The organism is Pedobacter sp. KBW01 (assembly GCF_003852395.1).
Lineage (GTDB): Bacteria > Bacteroidota > Bacteroidia > Sphingobacteriales > Sphingobacteriaceae > Pedobacter.
Window position 1 is genome coordinate 220,886 of sequence record NZ_QAJQ01000004.1, and the last position, 24,841, is coordinate 245,726.

Sequence of the window (24,841 nt, forward strand, 5' to 3'; positions counted from 1 at the left end):
CATGAAAAGAAAAGATTTTATAAAAAACTGTGGTTATGCTTGTTTAGCAGGGCTGGGAATTCCAACCCTGCTAGAAAGTTGTAGTTCTTTACAGATTTTATCAGGAGAAATTGCTGATGATAATTTGGTTGTCCCTATATCAGATTTTATAATCAAGTCTAATAAAAAACAATTTAAGAAATATATCATTGTGACCAATGATCTGCTAAAATTTCCTATATGCATATACCGCTTTAATGAAAACACGTATTCCGCTTTATGGATGGAATGCACTCACTTAGGAGCAGAATTACAAGTATTTGGAGACAAACTGCAATGTCCCGCCCACGGTAGTGAATTTAACAACAAAGGAATAATGCAAAATGGCCCGGCTGATACCAACCTGCGAACATTTGCAATCGTTATCGAAACGAATCAACTAAAAATCTCCCTTAAAGCGATATGAAAAAAGTAATTACTACACTCACAATTATATTAATTGGATACTACATAGCAGAAGCTCAAATTGACCCGAAACTTCTTAAAAGATCAACATTAGACACAGCTAAACAATCCTTAAATATGGATGCCGTTTACGAACGACCATTCATCACTGTGGGGAAATTACCAGTTTCTTTAGGGGGGTATATGGAAGCAAACTGGCAACATTCAGGTACAGATGGTGTTTCCGAGGGACATCAATTTCAGTTTAGAAGAATGACGCTATTTGTTGCTTCCACTATTAGCAAACGCATTAAATTTTTATCTGAAATTGAATTTGAACCAGCCGAAAAGGAAATTGCAATAGAATTTGCCGCCCTCGATCTTGAGCTTCATCCCCTATTGAATTTAAGAGGTGGAATGATTATGAACCCAATAGGTGCCTTCAATCAAAACCATGATGGGCCAAAATGGGAATTTACGGATCGTCCGATTGCGATGACACAAATGTTACCTGCAACATGGAGTAACGCCGGATTTGGCATTTATGGAAAACACTATAATACAAATTGGATGTTTGGTTATGAAATTTATGCATCCAGTGGGTTTGATAATTCGATTATTGCCAACAAAGAGAATAAGACCTTTTTACCAGCTGCAAAAGAGAATACTGAAAGGTTTGAAGAAATGGCCAGCGGTCAACCGCTATTGACAGGAAAAATTGCAGTCCGACATAATAAAATAGGAGAAATCGGATTATCCTATATGGGCGGGATATATAACAAATGGCTAGATGACGGGATTGTAATAGACGACAAAAGAAGGTTAAATATATTTGCTATTGATTTTAACACCACTTTGCCTAACCTTAACACTTTTATTACCGCAGAATGGGCATGGATCAATATAGATGTTCCCACAACATATTCGCAACAATTTGGTAATAAACAACAAGGAGGATATGCCGACATTGTACAGCCAATATTAAAAAGAGAAATTCTGGGTTGGCAAAATGCCACCATCAATCTTGCCTGCCGCTTTGAATATGTTGATTGGAATGTTGGAAAATTCAAAGAAACAGACGAAAATATTGGTGATGAATTATGGAGCATAATGCCTGGGATTAGCTTTAGACCAAGACCACAAACCGTTCTAAGGGCTAATTACAGAATTCAAAGTCAAAAGGATTTGTTAGGCAACCCACCAACCAAAACTGCCGCAATACAATTTGGAGTATCAACTTATTTTTAATTGGAACTTTGAAAATGAAATAGCCAAAATCAATTTACATTATTTAACAGGGCGAAGTACGCATACGCGCCAAAAACCATACTTGAATCGAAATGGTATAGAAGAATAAAAAAATAATGTCTAAGAAAGTAATTGACATTTTTAAATTCTTCTTTTTGTCCCCACGATTTGACTTCGCCGCCATGTTGTTTTTTCCTACGAGTTTGTTACACCTCTACAGAATTTCAGCAACACGATTTGTTTTCTTGTATTGGGGGACATGGAACTGTCCCATAGCTACAGAACACACAGCAGTCTCCATCTTGAGGTTTTAATCTTGTCTTGCATTTTTCGCATTCATAGAAGTACTGGCAAGAATCTGTCGGCATTATCTCCATTTTTTGATGTTGGCAAACAGGGCAAGTTATGGTAGATTCTAGTATTATTGCTTTAGTTGTCATTGGTTGATTTATTTATGATTTTATAACCTGTTTCTTTCTCTACTGCCTCTTCCAATTGTGCTAAAGAAATCTGCGTAGAATCAAATTTTACAACAGCTTGTCCTTCCCCATAAGCAATGCTTTTGGAGTTCCTAGCAAATAATATCCGGATCTCTTCAATACGTCTTCAAATTACACGATTTATCCTACCTTCAACAATAGATGCAAAAATTTTATTTTTCTCTTGTAATACTGAATTATATTTTTATACATTTGGAAAAAATATTTTTTTGTGAAAATAGTTAACTGGCTTATTGTTATTATCATCCTTGTCATGAATTTCGTGCCTTGTAAGGATATGAACAATTCCAGAGCTACTGTAACAAATAGAATTTCTAAAACTATAGCAGACGACGGCCATTCAAAATCTGATCTTGATTCCTGTTCTCCATTTTGTTCTTGCTCCTGCTGCAATACACCTATACCAATCAATCAAGTTGTGCATATAAAAACCATATCCTTAATATTGAAAAAGGAATATGTTGATTTATATTCGGCCAATGCAGCTTCCGTTTCTCTTTCCATTTGGCAACCGCCTCAATTAAGTTAGTTAAATCATCATGTTATTGCTTGCGGTTCATTTCTCATGAAGTGTTGTCGACTATGCATTAATTAGTTTTTTATCTAACATAATTTTAATTCGATGCTGAAAAAAATCATTCAGTTTTCTATACAGAACAAGCTTGTTATTGGACTGTTTACCCTTGCATTAATTGCCTGGGGTATTTATTCCCTTAAACAGCTTCCTATAGATGCAGTACCTGATATTACAAACAATCAGGTGCAAGTTATTACTTTAAGCCCTTCACTGGCCAGCCAGGAAATAGAACGCTTAATATCCTATCCGGTAGAACAGTCCATGTCTACTATTCCTGAAATACAGCAGGTTCGTTCCATATCAAGGTTCGGATTATCCGTAGTGACCATTGTGTTCCACGATGACGTAGATATTTACTGGGCACGTCAACAGGTTAATGAAAAGTTAGCTGAGGCTAAAAATAATATTCCCGGCGGTTTGGGAAACCCTGAGATCTCACCTATATCGACTGGTCTTGGTGAGATATATCAATACGTGATCCATGCCAAGCCGGGATTTGAGAAAAAATATACTGCACTTGAACTTAGAAGCATTCAGGACTGGATTGTAAGAAAGCAACTTTTAGGCACACCCGGCATTGCAGAGGTGAACAGCTTCGGCGGCTTATTAAAACAATATGAAATTGCGCTGGATCCTGATAAGTTAAGAAGCTTTAACTTAAGTATTAATGACGTCTTCACTTCATTAGAACAGAATAATCAAAACACGGGTGGCGCTTATATTGATAAAAAACCTAATGCATACTTCATCCGAAGTGAAGGATTCGTAGGCAGTATCTCTGATATTAACAAGATCGTAGTTAAAAATAGTCCAAGTGGTATACCAGTACTAATCAGGGATATTGCAAACGTCCAGATTGGCAATTCTATTCGTTATGGGGCACTTACCCGTGCTACACCTGAGGCACAAGGAGAAGCGGTTGGTGGTATCGTAATGATGCTTAAAGGCGCCAATGCAAATAACGTAGTAAAACAAGTTAAGCTCAAAATAGAGAGGATCAGCAAAACACTTCCTGAAGGGGTGGTCGTAGAACCATTCCTTGACCGGAGCGCTTTGGTAGATAGAGCAATGGGCACAGTCGCTAAGAACCTGATTGAAGGTGCGTTAATTGTAATCTTTGTATTGGTACTGTTCCTTGGAAACTTCCGGGCCGGACTGGTCGTTGCCTCAGTGATTCCGCTGGCGATGCTGTTTGCCATTTCCATGATGAACCTGTTCGGGGTATCAGGAAACCTAATGAGCCTGGGTGCAATTGACTTTGGTCTGATCGTTGATGGAGCCGTAATTATTGTAGAGGCCACGATGCACCACCTAGGCATGCGTAAAGCAGGCAGAATGACTCAGGAGGAAATGGACAAAGAAGTATATGAATCTGCTGTAAAAATCAGGTCTGCTGCTGCTTTTGGGGAGATCATCATTTTGATCGTTTACCTCCCTATCCTTGCATTGGTAGGTATTGAAGGTAAAATGTTTGGCCCGATGGCCCAAACGGTTTCCTTTGCAATCCTGGGTGCATTTTTACTCTCTATGACGTATGTCCCTATGGTATCTGCATTATTTTTGAGCAAAAACCCAACCCACAAAAGAAACTTTTCTGATCGTATGATGGATTTCTTCCACAAATACTATCACCCAATGATCAAAGGTGCATTAAAACGCAGAATGGCTGTGACGATTACCTCTATCGCATTATTGGTTGTCAGTCTATTCGTCTTTAGCCGAATGGGTGGAGAATTTATCCCAAATCTGGAGGAAGGTGATTTTGCAGTTGAGACCAGATTACTAACAGGAAGTTCCCTATCCCAGACGATTGATAAAGTGAACCAGGCATCAGCCATTCTAGTGAAAAAGTTTCCGGAAGTAAAAGAAGTGGTTGGCAAGATTGGCGCTGCTGAGATTCCTACGGATCCGATGCCGATGGAGGCTTGTGACTTGACCATCATCCTAAAAGACAAAAAGGAATGGACAAGTGCTAAGACCCGCGAAGAACTAACTGAAATGATGAGTGACGCCCTCAAAGAGGTGGCGGGTGTGAGTTTTGGCTTCTCCCAGCCCATTCAGTTACGCTCCAATGAACTTATATCTGGTGTCAGACAGGACATTGGTATTAAAATATTTGGTGATGACTTGACTGCATTAACGGATTTTTCTAAAAAAATCGGGAGCATTGTTTCTTCGGTCGAAGGTGCCAAAGACTTATACCTGGAGCAAGCCGAAGGTCTTCCCCAGATAGTAGTTAAAATAAACAGAGATCGAATTGCACAATACGGATTAAGTGTAGAGACTGTGAACCAGGCTTTAAATGCAGCATTTGCCGGACAATCAGCGGGGCTGGTTTACGAGGGAGAACAGCGTTACGACATGGTAGTTCGCCTGTCTCAGGAAAACCGTCAGGGTATTGATGACGTTAAGAATGTATTTGTTACTGCACCAAATGGCAATCAGGTACCATTGGAGCAACTTGCTGATGTAGAGTTTAAAATTGGCCCGAACCAGATCCAGCGTGAGGACACCAAGCGACGTATTATTGTCGGTTTAAATGTACGCGGTCGCGATATTGCCAGTGTGGTTGAGGAAATACAGACTAAAATAGAGCAGCAGGTTAAGTTGCCGGCCGGTTATTATATTACCTATGGCGGTCAGTTTGAAAATCTTAGAGAAGCAACCAAAAGATTATCAGTAGCAGTACCCGTAGCTTTGTTACTCATCCTGTTGTTATTGTATTTTTCTTTTGGTTCTATTAAACAGTCCTTGCTGATCTTTTCTGCCATCCCAATGGCCGCTATCGGTGGCATCTTCGCTCTACTGCTAAGAGGCATGCCGTTCAGTATTTCGGCGGGTGTTGGTTTTATTGCACTTTTTGGGGTTGCTGTACTTAACGGGATCGTGCTGATCACTGAATTTAACAGGCTCAAAAAAATAGGAAAATATACCTTGAACGAAATTGTACTGAAAGGAACAGAGCTGAGGTTAAGGCCAGTACTAATGACTGCCACTGTGGCTTCCCTTGGATTCCTGCCAATGGCCATTTCAACAGCCGCAGGTGCGGAAGTACAAAAGCCTCTTGCCACAGTTGTGATTGGCGGTCTGCTTACCTCAACAATTTTAACCCTTATTGTATTACCCGTGTTATATACTTATTTTGAAAGCTGGAAGGGCAAAACAAAGTCTATTCCTGCGACTGCAATTGCAATCATCATCAGTTGCCTGTTGTTCTTTAGCCCAACTGCAAAAGCGCAGATACCTGGACAAACTTTAACCATGACCCAGGCGATTGAAACGGCCATTAAAAACAACCAGGCAGTAAAATCTTCAGGATTGCAGATTAACCAGCAACAGGCCTTAAGAGGAAGTTCAACTGACCTGGGCAAAACAAGTTTCGATATCCAATATGGCCAGTTTAACAGCATACGAAAAGACAATAATTTCAGTGTATCCCAAAGTATCCCAAACCCTGGGGTATTCAAAAACCAGAGAGGTCTATACGATGCCCGAATCAAAAGTGCCGAAATTAATCTGGCTGTTACCCAAAAAGAACTGAGTTATCAAGTGAAAAGTGCATATACGCAACTGGCATACTTTGTTGCATTACAGGACTTATATAAAAGCCAGGATTCTGTATACAGTAATTTTGCAAAGGCAGCATCATTGCGCTACAAAGCAGGTGAAACCAATTTATTGGAAAGTACCACTGCCGAAACCCAATATAATGAAGTGTTAAACCAGATGAGTAAGAACCGATCTGATATTCTCGCCTACACAGCTGAGCTGCAAAGACTGCTCAATTCACAGGATATTATTGAAATTGCGAAAGACCAGTTTAAGCAAGACGAATACAATAACTTGGCATTAGACAGTGCAATTTCAGCTAATCCTCTGCTTGCGTTGCAAAAACAGCAGATTGTTGTCGCAGATAAGGCTCTTGCATTAGAAAAAGCACGTTCAGGCCCTGATTTTACCGTCGGTTATTTTAACCAGTCAATTATCGGAACGCAGAATGTCAACGGAAATGACCAGTATTTTAGTGGCAGTAAAAGGTTTCAAGGCGTTCAGGCCGGCATTTCCCTTCCAATTTTCTTTAAACCTTTTTCATCACGTATCAAAGCAGCAAGAATAGAAAAGCAAGTTGCGGAAAGCCAATTTAACTTATTTGAAACTAATCTTCAAGGGCAGTATAAACAGGCATATCAGGATTTACAGAAAAACGCAAGAAGTATTGACTATTACAAAAAGAGTGCTTTACCCAATGTGAATCTAATTCTAAAGCAATCACAAATCGCTTTTCAAAATGGTGAAATTGGTTATGTAGAATACTTGCAGGCCTTACGTACTTATTCAGAGATCCGGTTTAATTACCTGCAGGCCATCAATCAATACAATCAATCAGTTTACACACTTCAATACCTTATGGGTATATAATCAATAAGAAATGAAAAAGACAATTCATAATATCACACGTATCACTTCAGTACTGCTCTTGGCTATTTTAATCGCCTCTTGTGGTGGAAATAAGAAGGAAACTGAGGCAACAGCAGCCCCGGCAGAAGAAGCCCATGAGGAAAATGAGAATTCAGTGGAGATTACCCAATCACAATATAAAGCAATTGGTGTGACCTTAGGCTCACCTGAATTGAAGTCATTAAGCGGACTTTTAAAAGTTAATGGTTACATCGATGTTCCACCGCAGAATTTAGTAAGTATCACCACCCAAATGGGCGGCATAGTAAGGTCAACACCACTTTTGCAAGGCAGTAGCGTTAGCAAAGGACAAGTGATAGCTGTGCTTCAAAACCAGGAATATGTACAGCTTCAGCAAGATTATCTGGAAAGCAAAAGCCAGCTGGAATTAGCCGATTCGGAGTACAAACGTCAGCAGACGCTTGCAAGTCAGAATGTAAATTCACAAAAAACCCTGCAACAGGCAAAATCCCAGTATCAGATCATCCAGGCCAGAGAAAATGCATTAAAGCAACGCCTACGCCTGATCAACATCAATCCCGGCAGCTTGTCTCCTACGAATATCAGAAGTGAGATAAATATCTACGCACCAATCAGCGGTTATGTGACCAAGGTAAATGTGAATAGCGGGAAATTCATAAACCCTAATGATGTCATGTTTGAAATTGTAGACAATTCAAACCTGCACGTTGAGTTAAAGGTCTTTGAAAAAGATGTGGACAAAGTGAAACCGGGACAAGGCGTAAGATTTATCTTAGCGAATGATCCCGATACCATTCAACAGCGGGCCGTAGTTCAGCTGGTAGGAAAGGAAATTGCAACAGACAAAACCGTTACTGTACACGCAATTGCCAAAGGAAGCAAAAATTTTATTCCGGGTACTTATTTAAAAGCTTATATCGAGGCCGGTACCACCCAAGCTATGGCCTTACCACTCAGTGCTGTAGTTGATTTCCAGAATAAAAAATACATTTTCATTGCAAAAGCGGCAGGAAAAGAGGCCGGCCATGCAAAAGAAAAAAATGAAACGGGACATAAGCATGATCCAAAGGAATCAGAGCATGAAAAAGAAGCTGAAGGAGAATCCTTTCACTTTGAGATTCTGGAAGTTACTACTGGAACCAGTGATGGCGGATATATACAGTTGGAATTGCCAAAAGGTATGGATCTTAAAGGAAAGGTTGTTTTAACGGGAGCTTACGATCTGCTATCGAAATTGAAAAATAGCGAAGAACATGAGGGGCATTAGAAAATACTCAAAAAGAACTAAGTAAATAGAATGAAATTATGTGCAGCAAATCTGCGCACATAATTTCTATGTACCCTAATTTAAAAAATGGCTTATGACTTTTAACCCGTTGAAAAGCCGGTATGCGGTACTTTATGCGTTTGCGGTGTTTTTCATAACCGCATCGATATCGCTACGTATTGCTTTTATTTATGTCTCGCTTAAAGATACCGAATTGACTTTAAAAAGCGCCTTAAGTATATTTACGAAAGGTTTGATTTTTGACTTTGGAGTAGTTTTATATTTTGGCCTCTTGTATGCAATTTATCTATTATTACTGCCTCAGAAGTTAAACCGCTCATCTTTTAATAAGGTTGTCAGTTATATAATTGTCTTTTTAATGATCTTAATCTCTGTGTTCTCCTTTTTTGCGGAGTTCACCTTTTGGGGAGAGTTTGAAAGTAGGTTTAATTTTATTGCTGTTGACTATCTGATCTATACGCATGAGGTTGTTAATAATATCAATGAATCTTACCCTTTGCCCTACCTAATTTCTGGTGTAGTTGCCATTACTATTGCAGTTATGGTTCTACTGATCAGGACCAACAATTTTAGTGACAGTTTCAAATCCAACACAAGGTTCAAATGGCGACTTATCCATTCGCTGATCATGGGTTTATTGATTGCTGTTTACGCATTGTACATAAACAATAGCTGGGCGGAAAAAAGTGAAAACCGATATCAGAATGAACTATCTAAGGCGGGAATTTATTCCTTCTTTTCGGCTTTCAAAAACAATGAACTCAATTATGAACAGTTTTATTCACTATTGAGTAATGAGCAGGCTTTTGCCATTACCCGGAGTTTACTTAAGGAGTCAGGCTCCAGATATACAGGTAACTTACAGTCGATTAGAAAAAACATCAAACCGTTAGGCGGTGAACAACAATTACCTAATGTAATCATGGTTGTACTGGAAAGCTTTAGCGCAGATTTTATGGGGAAATTTGGGAATGAACGGAAAATTACCCCAGTATTGGATTCTCTGGCAGATCATAGCTTATTCTTTACGAATATGTATGCCACCGGCACAAGGACAGTACGGGGAATGGAGGCATTAACACTGGCTGTACCCCCAACCCCCGGAAACAGTATAGTCCGGAGGGAAAAGAATAAACAATTGAGCACTATTGGCAGCATTTTCAGAACCAAAGGCTATCAAACAACGTTCTTTTATGGAGGCGACGGTTATTTCGATAACATGAACCAATATTTTGGCAGTAATGGGTTTGACATTGTGGACAGGGGCAGGAAACTCGCCATTGGTGATGATTACAAAACAAGAAGAACGATGATACCCGACAACGAGGTCAATTTTGAAAATGCCTGGGGAATCTGCGATCAAGATTTATTTGGTGCAGTACTTAAGGATGCCGATGCAAAATTTACGGCTAAGCAGTCATTTTACAATTTTGTAATGACCACCTCCAACCATAGGCCGTTCACTTATCCTGAAAGAAAAATTGACATTCCCTCTGGTTCTGGCAGAGACGGCGCGGTAAAATACACTGATTTTGCAATTGGTCAATTTCTAAAACAGGCCAAATCAAAGCCATGGTTCTCCAATACCATATTTATTTTTATAGCGGACCATTGTGCAAGTAGTGCCGGTAAGAACGAGATCGATGTAGCGAAATATCATATCCCCGCATTAGTCTATAATATACCGAATAGTAGGCCAACTCGTATAGATAAGATCTGTTCGCAGATAGACCTTTATCCCACTTTATTTTCCTTACTGAACTGGTCATACATCAATAATAATTATGGCAAAAATGTACTGGACAGTACTTATGTTCCCAGGACAATGATTGCCACTTATCAGAAGTTGGGTTTTATGAAGAATGACAGTTTGGTCATTTTAAGTCCTCGCAGGAAAGTTGAATCCGCTTTTTACAACAGATCAACAAACGAACAAAGGAAGGAAAAAGTTTCTCAGCAACTGATCAATGAGGCGATTGCCTATTACCAGACAGCCTATTATTTATATAGTAAAGGAGGGCTAAAAGAGTAACCTCTCGGCCGCTCAAAGTTTCAACACTAACATCAATCCCATAGTTATGAAAACAGACAAAAAAAATGGAAATCAACCAAAAACCCTACCTGTGAAAAACGGGGCTAAATCAGCGAGCACCAAAGTCGGGGCCGTTGGTAAATCGGATAGTCATGTCGAAGAAAAAGGGCATGAACACAGCGGAGTTTTCGGAAAAAATACAGAGCTGATATTTTCATTGATTTGCGGAACTGCTCTGGGAGCGGGCTTCGGATTATCTTATGTGGCAGGTATGCCTGAACTGGTCAGTCTTATCCTTTATATAATTGCCTATTTCTTTGGGGGCTTCTTTACGGCCAAGGAAGCAATTCAAACCATAATGAAAGGCGGGTTTGAGATTGATTTCCTGATGCTGGTTGCTGCAATCGGGGCTGCCATATTGGGTTCATGGATGGAAGGTGCCCTGTTGCTATTCCTTTTCAGTTTGGGACATGCACTGGAACATTACGCAATGAGTAAAGCACGTAAATCCATTGAGGCGCTGACCAGCCTAGCTCCCCCAACTGCATTGGTGGTTAGGGATGGCAGCCAACAGGAAATTCGTATTGAAGAATTGGTTTTAGGGGATCTCATTGTCATCAAACCCAACAGTAAAATACCGGCGGATGGTGTGGTTATCAAAGGCGAAGGAAGCGTAAATCAGGCACCGATAACCGGGGAAAGTGTACCGGTCGACAAATCGCCTGTTCCTGATCCAAATAAAGATTACACCAATGAAAAAAGCATTAAACCCCAATACCGTGTGTTTGCAGGTACCATAAACGGGGCAGCTGTTCTGGAAGTTAAGGTGATCAAAGAAGCCAAAGATTCAACCATTTCCCGTCTGGTAAAAATGGTCAATGAGGCGGAGAAACAAAAATCTCCAACTCAGTTGTTTACAGATAAATTCGAAAAGTACTTCGTGCCAGTTGTACTGGTACTGGTGGCAGCGCTATGTTTTGCTTTCCTGGTGATCGACGAACCATTTAGCAAAAGCTTTTACCGGGCGATGGCTGTATTGGTGGCCGCTAGTCCTTGTGCGCTTGCCATTTCCACTCCAAGTGCGGTATTAAGCGGTGTCGCCCGTGCTGCCAGAGGTGGGGTTTTGATTAAAGGCGGAAGACCACTAGAAGACCTGGGATCTCTGAATGCTATTGCTTTTGATAAAACCGGCACGCTGACTGAAGGAAAACCTCAGTTAACCAACGTGATCCCGTTAAACGGGATTTCTGAGGAGGATTTACTGGTCGTAGCCATTGCAGTAGAGAAACTAAGTGACCATCCCCTTGCAGAGGCTATCGTCAAAGGAGGTCTTGAAAAACTTAAAAAGCAATCTATTCCAGAGGCCAGTAAAGTGAAAGGCATCACAGGACGGGGCGTACAAGCGGAAGTTGGCGGTAAAAAGATACTCATTGGAAATAAGGCATTGTTTGAAAAAGACAATGTACCAGCGGAGATCATCAAACAAGTGGAAGACCTGGAAAAGGGTGGTCACACCTCTATGCTGGTCAAACAGGATAAGGATTTCATAGGTATTCTATCTCTGATGGATGTACCCCGTAAAGAGGCTAAAAATGTGCTGAAAGAACTTTCTGCGTTAGGTATTAAAAAAATGATCATGCTGACAGGGGATAACCAGCAGGTGGCTGAAGCTGTTGCTAAACAGATCGGCATCACTGATGCGATGGGTAACCTCATGCCAGAGGATAAAGTTAAAGCTGTCCAAAAACTGGATAAATCGGAAAAAATGGTGGCTATGGTTGGTGATGGTGTTAATGATGCTCCGGCAATGGCCAAGAGTACGGTAGGTATTGCTATGGGAGCTGCCGGATCTGATGTCGCTTTAGAAACCGCAGATATTGCCCTAATGGGAGACAAGCTGGAAAGTCTGCCTTTTGCAATAGGCTTAAGCCGCAAGGCAAAGGGTATCATTAAGCAAAACCTTTGGATTAGTCTGGGTGTAGTGGCAGTTTTGATACCGCTTACGATTCTGGGGGTGACCTCTATCGGGCCCGCAGTGATGGCACATGAAGGTTCCACCTTAGTCGTCGTTGGGAATGCACTTCGCCTCCTTGCCTATAAAAACAACCAAAAACAAACCATTAAGTCTGGAAGAAAGAAGAAAGCTTAAAGACAATATCATTCCCTAAAGCCTTATGGCTGGCCATCGTTTTCCGTGCATACGACGGTGGCCAATTGGGAATAACGGATCTATTCTAGCAAACGCTACAAAGATGAAGAATCCAAAAGTTTAACCTGATTATCCAATGAGAATACTAGATACCTATTTTCCCGTTATGGTGACGGTTACGGTTTTTTCTGCCCTGCTTATTGGATTTATCCTTGCAGACCATCACATTTTAAGCGACATCGTAGAAGTTGACGAAACCATTCTTTTTTGGGCAAACGACAACCATAACCAATTTATTGCTAAGCTCATGCTACAATCAGGAAACTTCTATTTATTAATTCTCTTTTATGGTTTCCTGGTATTAATGACACTTTTTTATGATAAGATGAAATTTATGCAGGTACTAGTTTTTATCGGGTTGTATGTTGTGGTTTGCAATGGAATGATCTTCACGGTCAACTTATTGTTTGCACACCTGCGTCCATTATATATGGAAACTATGGCTGGTTCCATGCAAGTAAAAGCCGTCGGGATTGGCAAACAGTTTGGTTGTCTTCCTATGTCTTCAAGCTTAGCGGGAATTGCCTATTTCAGCTGTCTTTATTTCAAGAAACATTACTGGCCGCTCAAAGCAATGGTTGTCGCCTGGGCAATTATCAACTTGTATACTAATTTACATAGTGGTTGGAACTACCCACACGAAATCCTCATTGGGGTAGTAATCAGTCTCGTTATTGCCCATTTTACTTTTAAATTATACCTCTATTATTTAAGAAGGGGAAAATTAACATGGTAGACCGTCTAAGAAAAATAGCCAATTACATCAACCAAGTGGATGCACATCACAAGTTGTATACTTCAATAGGAGTTTCAGTTCTGTTTTTTGTAGCTACTACAGGTAAATTTAAAGATCCGATTCATTACATGCTGACTTGGCTAGCGTATGTTATGAGTACATTAATATTGGCATGGATCACCATTCTAAGCTCCCATCCTGCCGATGTAAAGCATGAGGCTCATGCTCAGGATTCCAGCCGGACAGTGATTTTTTTCTTTGTAATCGCAGCGGCATTCGCCAGTCTATTGGCTGTGCTTTTACTCTTGGAAAATGCCTCATCCCAAACCGAAAAGGAATTTTCCGGAACCGCTATAATCCCTCTTGCTTGCGTTGCAGGCTCTTGGTGGCTCCTACACACCGTATTTACATTGCGCTACGCCCATCTTTATTATTGCGATTTGGACCATCATAAGGGAGGAAAAAACATAAAACCGGAAGGCTTAATATTTCCAGATGAAGAAGAACCCGACTATATGGATTTCACTTACTTCTCTTTTGTTATTGGAATGACCTTTCAGGTTTCAGATGTGCAGATTACTTCTAGAAAAATAAGACGGCTGGCCTGGATGCACGGCATTTTAGCTTTTGCCTTTAACACGTTTATTGTCGCATTAACAATTAATATTATCGCAGGCATTACACAGAAATAAATCAAAATTTTAATACTAAAAAGAAATATTTATGACGTGGACATTAGAAAACTTTCCGCTCGAAATGCAGGATCTGAAACCAATTATAAGGGAAAAAGCGATTGAGATCGCTAACAAGCTAAAACAGGAAAGAACGGTTAATGAACTGGCCATTGTTGAGGAAGCTATAAAACAAGCTGAGGAATGGTTTTTAAATCTTGAGGGATAACCTATGGATTTAATTGGAAAAATGGACTTGGAAAATGAATTAAGCATTGCTTTACGACTTTTGATCGCCCTTCTTCTTGGTGCATGGATTGGATTCGACCGGGAAAAACACGGAGGTAGTGCCGGCATAAGGACCTATGCTGCTGTTTGTTTGGGTGCAACCTTATTTACAGCCATTGGACAGCATTTAAATGATACGGCTGCTGTCTCCAGGATAATAGCTAATGTAATTGTTGGCATTGGCTTTTTGGGTGCAGGAATTATTTATAAAAATGATAAAAGGAACCAGTCTCAGGGGTTGACCACCGCTGCTACAATTTGGTGTACAGCCGCGATCGGTGTTGCAGTTGGGTTGAATATGCTCATTATCGCATTTGCCTCATCGGCGGCGATTTTCTTTTTATTAATCCTTCACCATCAGCAATGGTATTTAAAGTGGAAGAAGAAAATGCAGGAATATCATAAGAATGAAGACTTAGACGATTGAGGGATGAAGTCGAATGCACATAAAAATAAACTGGATAAATCGGTGAAAAACACAATAAATATGCCTAGACCTTCACTTAAACCTAAAACAAAAAAGAAAAAAAAGACTATTAGGCCAGGGCTTTATTCGATGATTTTTTTCTGGATACTGGCAGTTTTACTCGGAGCTGCTATTATCATGAAAATGATCCATTTTTTTAACACCCATTGGTAGTCGTAAAATCAGATCAAATAATTTAAAAAATGAAAAACCACATTACATATACTATTTCAATCCTTTTGATGTTTTGGACTACAAGTTTATTCAGTCAATCTCCTCCGGTAGTTTTCAAATCGATATCTGATACATCAGGTAAAAAGAAAGCAGATCAACAACAAAATTTTAAAAACCCTGTTCGTGTATCGTCAATCATCATTCCTTCAGTTGCGCTAGCTTATGGATTTGTAAAGCTGGGAAACAATGCGCTGACAAATTTGGACGTTGAGGCAAAACATGAATTTTACAGCGAACATCCCCACAAGCAATTTATAGTCGACAACTACCTTCAATTTGCACCTGGGGCAGCAGTGTTTGCACTTAATGGATTAGGCCTTAAAGGTAAAAATAGCCTCTTAGATCAAAGCGGGGTTTATTTATTGTCCAATATCATCTTAAATGCAACTACCCAAAGCCTTAAGGGGATCACCGCTGTCACTAGGCCAGATGGAACTCCGAGAGCATTTCCCTCCGGCCACGCAGCGGAGGCATTTGCCTCGGCTGAATTTCTTCGCAGAGAATATGGTGACCAATCGGTCTGGTACACGATCTCAGGCTATACCGCAGCTGCAACAGTAGGGATTTTGAGAATGTACAACAATAGGCACTGGTTTAGTGATGTGGTGGCGGGAGCTGGACTTGGTGTACTGTCAACCCAGGCCTCGTACTGGTTATACCCCAAAATCAAAAGAATATTCTCCAACAAACCTAAAAATAATGCACTAATTATGCCGACTTACAGATCAGGTACTTTCGGACTCGGGATGGTGAAAACATTTTAATCAATTAGGTGATATGCCATGTCAATCTAAACTCGGTGTCATTAGACAAGTTCCTCCAAAATTGAAAGGAGGTAAAGCACCTAAAAAACGTGAACAAAAGAAAAGAAAAAAATATGCGATCACTTTAATGGATATTATATTTTATTTTTTCTTTATACTGATCATGTCGGTCGTTGTCTTTGGTGCCTATGCGCATATTTCAATTTATTACTTGAAATAGATGATCAGTGATATATAAAATTAGCAGTCTGCAAATTAATATTTCGTGGTTTAAAGGAAAAGCCATTCCGAACTCACAGGTTATCGTTGAAAGGAAATCCGTATCGTCTTGAGCCAACTTTGGAACTCGTCCCTCCCTTGCTTCAAAGCAAACTTTTTTTCCGTAATTATTTAATCCTGTTACATCAATTCCATGTTGAAGAGTAGCTTAGAAAGCTCAATGTGTGCTTGAAAAAAAACGGCTTCTATATAATTTCCTAATTTTTTATTTTGTCCATGTATGAAGTTAGAAGAAAAAGCCATCGAGATAACTTTGCAATCTCCTAGATCTGTATGAATATGTACCTGATCTATATCCAACCCCTAAGCGATAGCACAAAACATAAGAAAGAAAGCAGCTTAAAAAGGCTGCTTTTATCACTTTTTATCTCTAAAGAAGGTATTTAAAACTTTCAGGATCACTAAAAGTAGAAAAAGCAGAAAATGCATTAAAAATAAAATAAGGCCGTTTATCACTTTCAATGGTATGACCCCTCTTTCTTTTTTATATTTGCAGTATTGATTTACAAGGTAATCAAGTGCAGTAAGCACCATTACTAAATCGCTACCGATAAAGTTTCCCACTCTTGTAAACTACTCTTTATTAGCTACTTTTGGTTATAATAATCTTTTTACACAAAAAAGAAGGCTAGATAGCCTCCTTAAAACTTTATCTTTATGCGATGGTGAACGTCGGTATAATTGAATTCCAGTTTGTCCTAAAGCGACCTGCCTTGTGACTTGTTGTGTTCGTTTGTATTTTCCGCTGAATTTATACCATGTTGCCCAATATCCTGAACCAATGGTTTTACATATTGGTCTGCGAAAAGTCCAGCGTTTTTTAAAATGCTTTCAGGGATGTTCGTATTTAAGATCTTAACCCCATCCTTTAGCTCTTTGAATATGTTTTTTGCGATGGTGTTGGTTACGCTCTCGGGGCCTTTGGGATGAGACAACACTTGTTTAAGTGGCACACTGTAGGTTTGGACGCTCCATGAATTATCATTGGGTTTGCCAAATACAATACCTTTTTCCATATCCTTTGCCACCTTCTTCTGGATTTTTTCCAACTCTTTTTTACCTAAGTAATCATTAAGTAGGTCATCAATGTGGTGTTCAAGTGTCATAGGTATAGAAAATGCCTCCATATAATCATCTTTAGGATAATGTTTATCAGGAAGTGCTTTCGCATATTGCTCTGCCTGATGTATAAGTTCTCGTCCCTCTTTATTATCTCCATCGTAATAGGTCGGGCCTCCACGACCATCGTTTTTTGCGGTTCCTACACGTTTGCCTTCGATGTATAGACTCGCCTGGAAAGCAAGTGTTTCTTCGCTAAAGGATTCGTAGTACTTGATATTTTTTAGTTCAATGTTCATAGTGCTGTTGTTTTAAGATTCTCTTTATTTGGTATCGATTTTATTAGGTTAAATTTTAAGCACGGCAATAGAGCCTGGTCCGTAGGAACCAGGCTCTATTGCTGTTAGTTATCTGCTTTTAAGATTCTTACACGTAGTACTTAGTGGTTAAATCAGATTAAACTGTTCGCGAAAAGAACAGTAGCCGTTTTTAGGTTTGTGGGTGCGTATACCTGAGCGTATGCCAACAACTTTTTCAAAACGGTTTAGTGAAAAAGAAGTGGCAGGGATATTGAATTTGCGTTTGCGATAAGTAATCTGTATTAGATCGTCGGTGACCTTGAAAAAAGCGTCTTTCCCCGACTTCCACAATGCGACTTTACAATCTGTGACCCTGCCTGTAAGTTCGGCATCAAATAGCGTATGCACCTTTGCGTTGACAAAGTGTTGTTTCAGAAAAGATATTTGATCCGCACTGGCCAACAACCCTAAAGAAGCAAATGCAACACTGCCTGGAATCTTTAGCCAATCTGGTCGTTTTTGGCAGAAACAAAGAATATCAGTTGCTGAATGGCTTAAAAACAAATGCCTGACCTGTGCGGGTAATCCCTCATACACCAACCACATTCCAGTAGAAACAGGTACAAGGTGCCTCTCGTCCGACCAAAATTCTATCGCTGTATCCCGTTGATTATCCTGATAGGTAAAAAGGATAGTGCCATCCTGAACAGTTATGCGGCTCACAAAAAAAGCCAATGTCTCCGGGTTAATAGAAAGTGGGCACGGATCGGCTAACAAACCCATTAGCGAGATGAGGTGCGCCCGTATCCTCGACTATATTGTGAACCTGTTTCATAGTCTTTATGCTCGCCCACGGTCATTTCCTTTTCTCTTTTAGGTTTTCCTACCATACTATCAGCTAGGGCCTGATTATAACCTTTGGTGTATTCTTCTTTTTGGCCGTCCTTATTCCCGGCAAGGTTGCGAATACCACGGAGCAGTAAATAAGAAATACCGCCGTCCATTAATACCGAAAGTATCAATGCCTTTCTGTCTGACCTGATCCCCTTGCTGTCGGTCGCGCTGTGCTGGATGCGAGTGCCTTCGTCCAATTCTATTACATCTCCGCGTTGAAATGCTTTCTGCTGTTCCTCTGACATCACTTGCCCGTTGATTTTTATAGGAGCTTCAACCTGCTCAGGATGGTAGGAGACAAATTCTCTGGTTTGCTTGTCGTATTCGATAATCAGCATCGCCAGTTTTTTATCGGCCTGCTCATAAACTTTCTGTATCGATTGTAGTTTACCGTCCAGAAGTACCCTGGCTTCTTCCTCGCTGAGCAATGGATGTGGTTTGACCTCCTTATAGATGGGGTGCAGGTTCAGCGTGACGGTGCCATCAGGGTTGCGATTAAGGGATAGTTTGGCATCCAGTTGTCGGATTTCAAAACCATCCATCTTCAAATGAAACATGCTGCGCATGTCTGTTCTTCGTCCCGCTAGCAATGCGTCGACATCTTCATTGCTTAGATTCAACTTACCTTCCTGGTAAAGTCCTAGCTTTTCGAGTTCTTTAATAGGCAACTCATTTTCCTTGATAAATGTTTCCATAATTAACAGATTGAAATTTTGTGATGATTTAGCGTCTTGCCACAATAGCAATTGCTGTGTCAGCTTCCTGAGAAATGGAAGTATCAGTCCCATCAATTGTGCGGGTTTTGTCCTGAGATTGCTGTTTTACCTGAAGCAAAGAACCATACAGCATATCATTTTTAGAAAGCACAAAGTTGTGTCCTGAGTTCAAGTCCTCCATGCGTAGACGACCCTGTTTCAGATGACCATTTACTTTGTAAATTGTATTGTTATAAGCAATTTCGTCACCTGATGACAGATATTTAGAGTTTGTCTGATTTCTTGATCCCTTCGACTCCGGTATATTTTGCAACTCAGTTTTAACTTCCCTTTTTTGTTCTAAACCTGTGAGGTAATTGAGAATTTTCTCAGCGTCAGTAGCAGCGGCATGTATTTCAAAGGGTGTGTCCTGCAAGACCTTAATCCAACTATCCACATAAGCGGTGTGCTGTCTGGGGTCATGTCCGATCCGCAATTCCTGACCGATCAGCAGAGAAGCGATTTCTGCACGTAATTCCTCACGGGCATATGCTTCGGAGCCAAACTGATTCATTATACTACGGTCCAATCTGTCCTTATGTCCAGTCCAATGGCCCAGTTCATGAAGAGCCGTTGCATAATACTTGTCTGGAGCATCAAACTGCTCTTTCAGCGGCATAGTAATCTGATCCTTGAACGGGCTGTAAAATGCATCGTCTCCGGCCCGATGGATAATATCGGCGCCAGAACTCGCAATCAGTTTTTCTGCTCGTTCTAATGGCTTCCAACCTAACTCTTGGATGTCTGGTTTTTGTAGGATGGGAATCCCATTTACCTGCGCAGCATTGAATACCCAGGCGGTGGTAATGATTGGGCGATCCAGTTTTATAGAAATCTTGATGGGTTTACCATCATCGTTCAACATAGGTTTACCACTTTCATCCCTTTTGGCCACTAAATCAGTTGTTTTAACAAACTGGATTAGAGAAGCCTTTTCACCTTTCTTGACACTCCACTGGTTGGCGGATGCCTGGTTAAAGGTTATCCATCGAGGATCTTCGTAACCGTTAAGCAACAAGGAAAAGGTATTAATACCTTTATAGCGGTTTCCAGTGACGGCATTGTAAGGGAGCTCAAAAGATGGAAGATCATCGCTGTTCCAAGGTTTTTGCCAGGGAGCAGTTCCGGCTTTCAGCTGTTCAATGAGTTTTTCGGCCACCTGTATGTGCATGGCCTTAATCTTATCATTCGCCATCTTCTCCTACCTCCTGAGGGGCATCTTCTTCTGGCAGTTCGTCTGCATAGTCTACGCCATAAATGGCCGCTTCTGCGGCTGTAAGGCCAATAGCCTGGCCAGCTGCAAGTGTATTTAATTTATCTTGCAGGGTTCTTAAATGTTGTTCCATAAGTAATTAATTGATGGTTTGGCCTAGCTGTTCGGGCAGTAACAGTGACCTTAAAAAATGTAATGGGTTGATGTATTTATCCTTAAACCTGATGCTGAAATGCAGGTGTTCTCCGGTCACCCGGCCTGTTGTTCCGGTGACACCTATGACCTGACCTGCTGTTGCAGGCTCACCTGGTATGACCAAGATCTGGGAAAGGTGTCCGTAAATACTTTGAAAGTCTCCATGAGAAATTCTCACATATTTGCCCAGGATTGGATTAAAACCTGTATCCGTTACAGTTCCGTCCAAAATATTTAGTACCGGATCACAACGGGCAGCAAAGTCAACGCCTCTATGCAGGTCATACTTATTAGTCACCGGATGTACGCGGTATCCAAAACCAGAGGTCACACGTAAATTTATTAACGGTAAGCTACTACGATATTGGTCATTAATTTGTGCTATAGCTACAGCTGAATGAGTCAGTAAAAAATGGACAACGACATGCAACACGAATATTCGAGGGTTCATCGGCTACGAGAAGATTGAATTTCGATTTCATCTGCTAGCCCACATTTGATGAAATCCTCCAAGGTAACAAGGGAATTTTTGCCAACTTCCTCAAAGCCGATGGCCCACCGAAGTGCTTCTTCAATTGCTCCTGTTTGTCCAATATTTTGCAGTCTGTAAATATCCAGTAGTATCCTTACATCTTTGGGGTCTAGTTCGAGCAATTTTGTCTGTATAGTTGCCAAAACCATTTCTTTTGGTTGTAAGGAAAGTAGGGCGTTAGTACTATAAACCCCAATATTATTGTAAGGAAATTGTACATGCACTTCATCATTTTTGAGGTTGATTTGAGCAATTAACCCGACCTGACCTTGCATACGCATTGGATCATCAGTTAATGGATGTACCATTACTGATTTGTTCAAAAGTTCTTCCATTTCTAAATTATTTAGCGCCTGTGAATTGGACGTTGTTCAACTTCAACCTGATTATTGTTGACTAAGCCCAATTTATCTTGAAGTAAATTCTGGCTATGGGCTCTAACTGCATTATTTGTAGTTGACATTTCAAGAGCAGTTTTGTGGTTTATTGGAAAGATTGACTGTGCCTTCAAACTGATTTCTAAAAGCGTTTTAAAATCTTCCTTTGACAGTTTTTGAAAATTTGAAATTGCATTTGTGCTTATTTCATCAGATTTTTTCAAGACAAATAAGGCATTACTGCTATATAGTGCCTGTTGTCCTTTTTCAAAGCTTATGTAAACATTGTCTCCCTCAATATCTATATCTGTTATCATACCAATCTGACCCTGCTTGCCTGCCGGGTCGTTTAGTAATGGATGCACCTGCGCATAAGTGCCAAGAAGTTGTTCCATAAAATATAGTTGTTAGGTGATTAATTTGTTATTTGTTAAAGGTTTGCTTCATTATTCCTTTAGGCTGAGGTACACCAACTGATGTCTGAGCAATTCTGAACTGTTTTACAACCTGCTGCACTTCCTCATTAATCTTTTGAAAGTTCTGCCGGAGTATTTCCTCTTTTCTGCCTTTGAAATCGTAATAGATTGGCAAGGACCGATAGCTTTGTTCTTCTTTTTTGATAGACTCTACATCCAGATTTACCCGACAGTTTACTGCCGAGGGCTGGTATTTCCCTGTATAGGTTTCAACGGCATCTGACGCGATCAAACCCACCATTTCGCCAGCTCGGAGGTTCGCAATCTTGCCAGCAGGAATCAGCGGTTCAAGTTTTTCACTCAGGGAAACAGAGACTTTCGTCCGGTCGATACTCAGACTTTCACCTTCCTGTTTTACCTTGCCAAATAGTCGTTCCAACCAATCTAACGTATCCTTGTTCTGTACAGATCCAGATAGCACATTACCGACCACAGAAGTGATAGTAGCAGCAGTTTCTTTACCATATTGCTGCTGAAATTGTTGAAGGCTTTGGATTCCGAGTACAGACGCAACCAAATTGCTTCTTGCTTGACTTAAAACCTGCTCAATTCGAAAAATATAGAGACTTGGGGCCTCATCTATGACAAGTCCAACGGGTAAATTGCCTTTAGTGTTTACCAGTTTAGTTACCCTATTTAGCACAAGGGAATAGCAGGCTGAATTAGTACTTTGTGTCAAAGGATCGTTGGCGAGCACCAAAATTGACGGGTTTTTAGGATCACTTATTTTTAGCTCGAAATCATCCCCGCTGAATACCCAAAAAGTTTCTTTTGTAGCCAATCTGCTGATAAAGATTTTAAGGGTACCTACTTGTCCTTCTAACTGATCGAAAGCTTTGGCCTGATAAGCACTTTTAAATGGGGAAAGTAGTGGTACCAGTTCCGGTTCAGAAAAAAGTGCGCTGAAAATGTCATCATAGGAAAGGTTTAAAAAAGAAAGCACATGCGGAGGGCTTGAATACCGACCATCTTCGTAGCTGCTGAAAAAATAAATGCATGCGGCCAGAAAATTGATAGCGGATTGTGTAAAGAACTGGTCACTGCCCCCCGAACGGTCACCTTTTTTCATGGCCTCAACTAAGGCTTCTGCTGTTTCAGAGGCATCGGCAAGAGTATTGAGGTATTGCCTTTTCCAGGGGTTTACTCGTTCGCTTTTTTCAACTTCATTTAGATTGATAACGTGGAATTTATAATCAAGGCATTTCCCTTTTTGTTTTGCCAATAAATAATGGTGATAGGCAACCTTGGCCAAGTCAGGATATTTTATATCATAAATGCATAAAGTGAAAGATTTGGCGATGAATTGCTTTATTATTGGAATAATAACTGAAAAAGTTTTACCCCCACCGGGAACTGATATTAAAAGCAGGCTTCTGAATAAATTTGCCAGCGGAATGAATCCTTTATGTACCTTCTTTTTATAATAGAATAACATAGGTATATTCACCGAATACGGTGTCTCAATCGGTTTGACGGGTTGCATAAAGGATTCCCCCTCAATGTTCCATTTATCTTTACCAAGTTTTGAACTGATGATCTTCGATACATTATCCATAGCGATATGGATCAGTAAGGTTCCGAAAATTGCGGTGACGATGTACAGCAGATCAGACCAGCCAGCACCCATCCAAATGGCCGGTGTATGTTTTCCCTGAAACAAGATTCCCGAAAAGAAAACGATAAGACCAGCTACAAGTGGATAAACAATATGATTTTTGGGATTGAGGTCTTTGTTTTTTCTGCTGAGCGTACCTACTGAAACCAGGCAAATCAACAGTAGAGTAAATAGTTTGCTGTAAATGAGCTGGTGGTAAAATGGTAATCTGGCAAGCCTGATTACAAAAAAGCGTAGGTTAAATTTGTCCGTATAATCCTGTGTTAAAAATTTACTGGCGTAAAAAAACAGGAAAACTTCGATCAAGACGGACAAATAGATACCAAATTGCAGGAACTTGTAAAGGCTCTGCTGTTCCTTGGTTTCTTCCATATATCAAGTTTTGCTTTTAATGGATAAAGGGAGCTCAATGGAGACTCCCATTATTTGGACATTTTATAAACTGTCTGCTTTCAGAATATCACTGTATTTCATTTCTAGGGTAAGCACCCTCCCGGAAATCTGTTTTTCAGTCAGTTCAATATTTAGCAACTTATTACCCGGAAAGGTTACCTTTTTCAGGACATAGATATTTCGGTATTGCTTCTTAAATATGCTGTTTGGATACAGTTGCCATACGGGCTTAATTTCTACAGATTGTACGTTTGTTGCTTTTGTAATCTTTTTATCTTCGATTTTGAAGCGCTGTTCGTCCACATCGTAAGGCAAGTTGCTATTGTTAAAATATGTGATATCAAGAAATATGTGATCACCTGCGGCATACACATGGTTCAGTTTGGCCTTTAAACCGAAAGCCTTTGCCTTTCGCACAGACTTACCAGATGGTTTCTGTAGAATCTGAATGGCAAAATCCTGCATCTGCCTGGTTGTTAGTGAAATTCCAGGGACGTCCAGCGGCTGGGTATGTTCCGGTAATATATTCACTTGTGTGGGGACGATAAGTGATTGGTCATCCACATAGCGCAGGTTATATTGAGCAATAAAACTTTCGCCAACAATGGTTACTACACCAGGCTCATCTAAGGGCATCTTGACATCTGGAATTATCTTTAAGCGCAATACATTCTTTAAAGGCAGATCGCCCGCAACTGCGTGGGTGGATATGTCAACATATTGAATGGGTTCGGGAGAAATAAAGTGCAATGAAATATCCCGACTGATCAGAATATCTGGTAGATCTTTGCGGTATACTCCTGCTGGGATTTGTGCATAAAGCCCCTGGGCCACCCATAAGATGGCCACTAAAAAAAAGATTAATTTTTTCATAAAAA

General features: G+C 40.3%; 23 protein-coding genes. 12 read left to right on the forward strand and 11 right to left on the reverse strand.

Features of this window, described 5'->3' with window-relative positions:
- Position 1 precedes the first annotated feature (1 nt).
- Together DBR40_RS04655 and DBR40_RS04660 are read left to right on the forward strand one after the other, a co-directional pair.
- Positions 2 to 445, forward strand: coding sequence for a ubiquinol-cytochrome c reductase iron-sulfur subunit (locus tag DBR40_RS04655; RefSeq protein ID WP_068402217.1), 444 nt, complete (start codon positions 2 to 4; stop codon positions 443 to 445).
- A complete protein-coding gene (locus DBR40_RS04660; protein WP_068402219.1) occupies positions 442 to 1,671 on the forward strand; it encodes a hypothetical protein in 1,230 nt (409 codons plus the stop codon). Before DBR40_RS04655 ends, DBR40_RS04660 begins: the two co-directional genes overlap by 4 nt.
- 224 nt (positions 1,672 to 1,895) lie before the next feature.
- On the opposite strand, the gene DBR40_RS27190 is transcribed toward DBR40_RS04660, so the two are convergent.
- A complete protein-coding gene (locus DBR40_RS27190; protein ID WP_073233006.1) occupies positions 1,896 to 2,111 on the reverse strand; it encodes a GDCCVxC domain-containing (seleno)protein in 216 nt (71 codons plus the stop codon).
- A gap of 271 nt (positions 2,112 to 2,382) precedes the next feature.
- Between DBR40_RS27190 and DBR40_RS27240 the strand changes: the two genes are divergently transcribed.
- From DBR40_RS27240 to DBR40_RS04705, 10 genes are all read left to right on the forward strand, one after another.
- Positions 2,383 to 2,700: a DUF6660 family protein gene (locus DBR40_RS27240; protein WP_368388870.1), complete on the forward strand. Its 318-nt coding sequence runs from the start codon at positions 2,383 to 2,385 to the stop codon at positions 2,698 to 2,700.
- 93 nt (positions 2,701 to 2,793) lie between these two features.
- Positions 2,794 to 7,167 carry a CusA/CzcA family heavy metal efflux RND transporter gene (locus tag DBR40_RS04670; protein ID WP_068402223.1) on the forward strand — a complete coding sequence of 1,458 codons (4,374 nt, stop codon included), beginning with the start codon at positions 2,794 to 2,796 and terminating at the stop codon, positions 7,165 to 7,167.
- A gap of 10 nt (positions 7,168 to 7,177) precedes the next feature.
- Positions 7,178 to 8,455 (forward strand): efflux RND transporter periplasmic adaptor subunit, encoded by a 1,278-nt coding sequence (locus DBR40_RS04675; RefSeq protein WP_073233007.1) that lies wholly within the window; start codon positions 7,178 to 7,180, stop codon positions 8,453 to 8,455.
- Positions 8,456 to 8,834: 379 nt separating this feature from the next.
- Positions 8,835 to 10,508: an LTA synthase family protein gene (locus DBR40_RS04680; protein WP_233603805.1), complete on the forward strand. Its 1,674-nt coding sequence runs from the start codon at positions 8,835 to 8,837 to the stop codon at positions 10,506 to 10,508.
- Positions 10,509 to 10,554: 46 nt separating this feature from the next.
- The gene (locus tag DBR40_RS04685; protein WP_084359278.1) at positions 10,555 to 12,657 is read left to right on the forward strand and encodes a heavy metal translocating P-type ATPase; all 2,103 of its coding nucleotides are present in this window, start codon (positions 10,555 to 10,557) and stop codon (positions 12,655 to 12,657) included.
- A gap of 136 nt (positions 12,658 to 12,793) precedes the next feature.
- Positions 12,794 to 13,453 carry a hypothetical protein gene (locus tag DBR40_RS04690; RefSeq protein ID WP_124558626.1) on the forward strand — a complete coding sequence of 220 codons (660 nt, stop codon included), beginning with the start codon at positions 12,794 to 12,796 and terminating at the stop codon, positions 13,451 to 13,453.
- Positions 13,447 to 14,145 carry a DUF1345 domain-containing protein gene (locus DBR40_RS04695; RefSeq protein WP_073233008.1) on the forward strand — a complete coding sequence of 233 codons (699 nt, stop codon included), beginning with the start codon at positions 13,447 to 13,449 and terminating at the stop codon, positions 14,143 to 14,145. Before DBR40_RS04690 ends, DBR40_RS04695 begins: the two co-directional genes overlap by 7 nt.
- A gap of 31 nt (positions 14,146 to 14,176) precedes the next feature.
- Positions 14,177 to 14,353 (forward strand): hypothetical protein, encoded by a 177-nt coding sequence (locus DBR40_RS26840; RefSeq protein WP_170123288.1) that lies wholly within the window; start codon positions 14,177 to 14,179, stop codon positions 14,351 to 14,353.
- 3 nt (positions 14,354 to 14,356) lie between these two features.
- Entirely contained in the window at positions 14,357 to 14,839 is a 483-nt protein-coding gene (locus tag DBR40_RS04700; protein ID WP_198163530.1) for an MgtC/SapB family protein, read from the forward strand.
- Between the two features lie 242 nt (positions 14,840 to 15,081).
- A complete protein-coding gene (locus DBR40_RS04705) occupies positions 15,082 to 15,876 on the forward strand; it encodes a phosphatase PAP2 family protein (protein WP_068402233.1) in 795 nt (264 codons plus the stop codon).
- Positions 15,877 to 16,853: 977 nt separating this feature from the next.
- Here the strand turns inward: DBR40_RS04705 and DBR40_RS04710 are convergent.
- The 10 genes from DBR40_RS04710 to traN form a co-directional block, all read right to left on the reverse strand.
- Positions 16,854 to 17,513 carry a hypothetical protein gene (locus DBR40_RS04710; RefSeq protein ID WP_068402237.1) on the reverse strand — a complete coding sequence of 220 codons (660 nt, stop codon included), beginning with the start codon at positions 17,511 to 17,513 and terminating at the stop codon, positions 16,854 to 16,856.
- A 147-nt stretch (positions 17,514 to 17,660) separates the two neighbouring features.
- Entirely contained in the window at positions 17,661 to 18,296 is a 636-nt protein-coding gene (locus tag DBR40_RS04715; protein WP_068402239.1) for a hypothetical protein, read from the reverse strand.
- A complete protein-coding gene (locus DBR40_RS04720) occupies positions 18,296 to 19,102 on the reverse strand; it encodes a DUF4099 domain-containing protein (protein WP_073233010.1) in 807 nt (268 codons plus the stop codon). The genes DBR40_RS04715 and DBR40_RS04720 overlap by 1 nt, the downstream gene beginning before the upstream one ends.
- Positions 19,103 to 19,130: 28 nt before the next feature.
- Entirely contained in the window at positions 19,131 to 20,357 is a 1,227-nt protein-coding gene (locus DBR40_RS04725; protein WP_073233011.1) for an ArdC family protein, read from the reverse strand.
- A complete protein-coding gene (locus tag DBR40_RS26620; protein WP_158673985.1) occupies positions 20,347 to 20,508 on the reverse strand; it encodes a hypothetical protein in 162 nt (53 codons plus the stop codon). Before DBR40_RS26620 ends, DBR40_RS04725 begins: the two co-directional genes overlap by 11 nt.
- A gap of 6 nt (positions 20,509 to 20,514) precedes the next feature.
- Positions 20,515 to 21,021, reverse strand: a complete 507-nt coding sequence (locus tag DBR40_RS04730; RefSeq protein WP_073233012.1) for a M23 family metallopeptidase — start codon at positions 21,019 to 21,021, stop codon at positions 20,515 to 20,517.
- Entirely contained in the window at positions 21,018 to 21,437 is a 420-nt protein-coding gene (locus DBR40_RS04735; protein WP_073233013.1) for a hypothetical protein, read from the reverse strand. Before DBR40_RS04735 ends, DBR40_RS04730 begins: the two co-directional genes overlap by 4 nt.
- An 11-nt stretch (positions 21,438 to 21,448) precedes the next feature.
- On the reverse strand, positions 21,449 to 21,874 hold the full coding sequence (locus tag DBR40_RS04740; protein ID WP_073233014.1) for a hypothetical protein: 426 nt from the start codon (positions 21,872 to 21,874) through the stop codon (positions 21,449 to 21,451).
- Positions 21,875 to 21,902: 28 nt separating this feature from the next.
- Positions 21,903 to 23,942, reverse strand: coding sequence for a TraM recognition domain-containing protein (locus tag DBR40_RS04745; RefSeq protein ID WP_073233015.1), 2,040 nt, complete (start codon positions 23,940 to 23,942; stop codon positions 21,903 to 21,905).
- A gap of 63 nt (positions 23,943 to 24,005) precedes the next feature.
- A complete protein-coding gene (gene traN / locus DBR40_RS04750) occupies positions 24,006 to 24,836 on the reverse strand; it encodes a conjugative transposon protein TraN (protein WP_073233016.1) in 831 nt (276 codons plus the stop codon).
- Between the last annotated feature and the right edge of the window lie 5 nt (positions 24,837 to 24,841).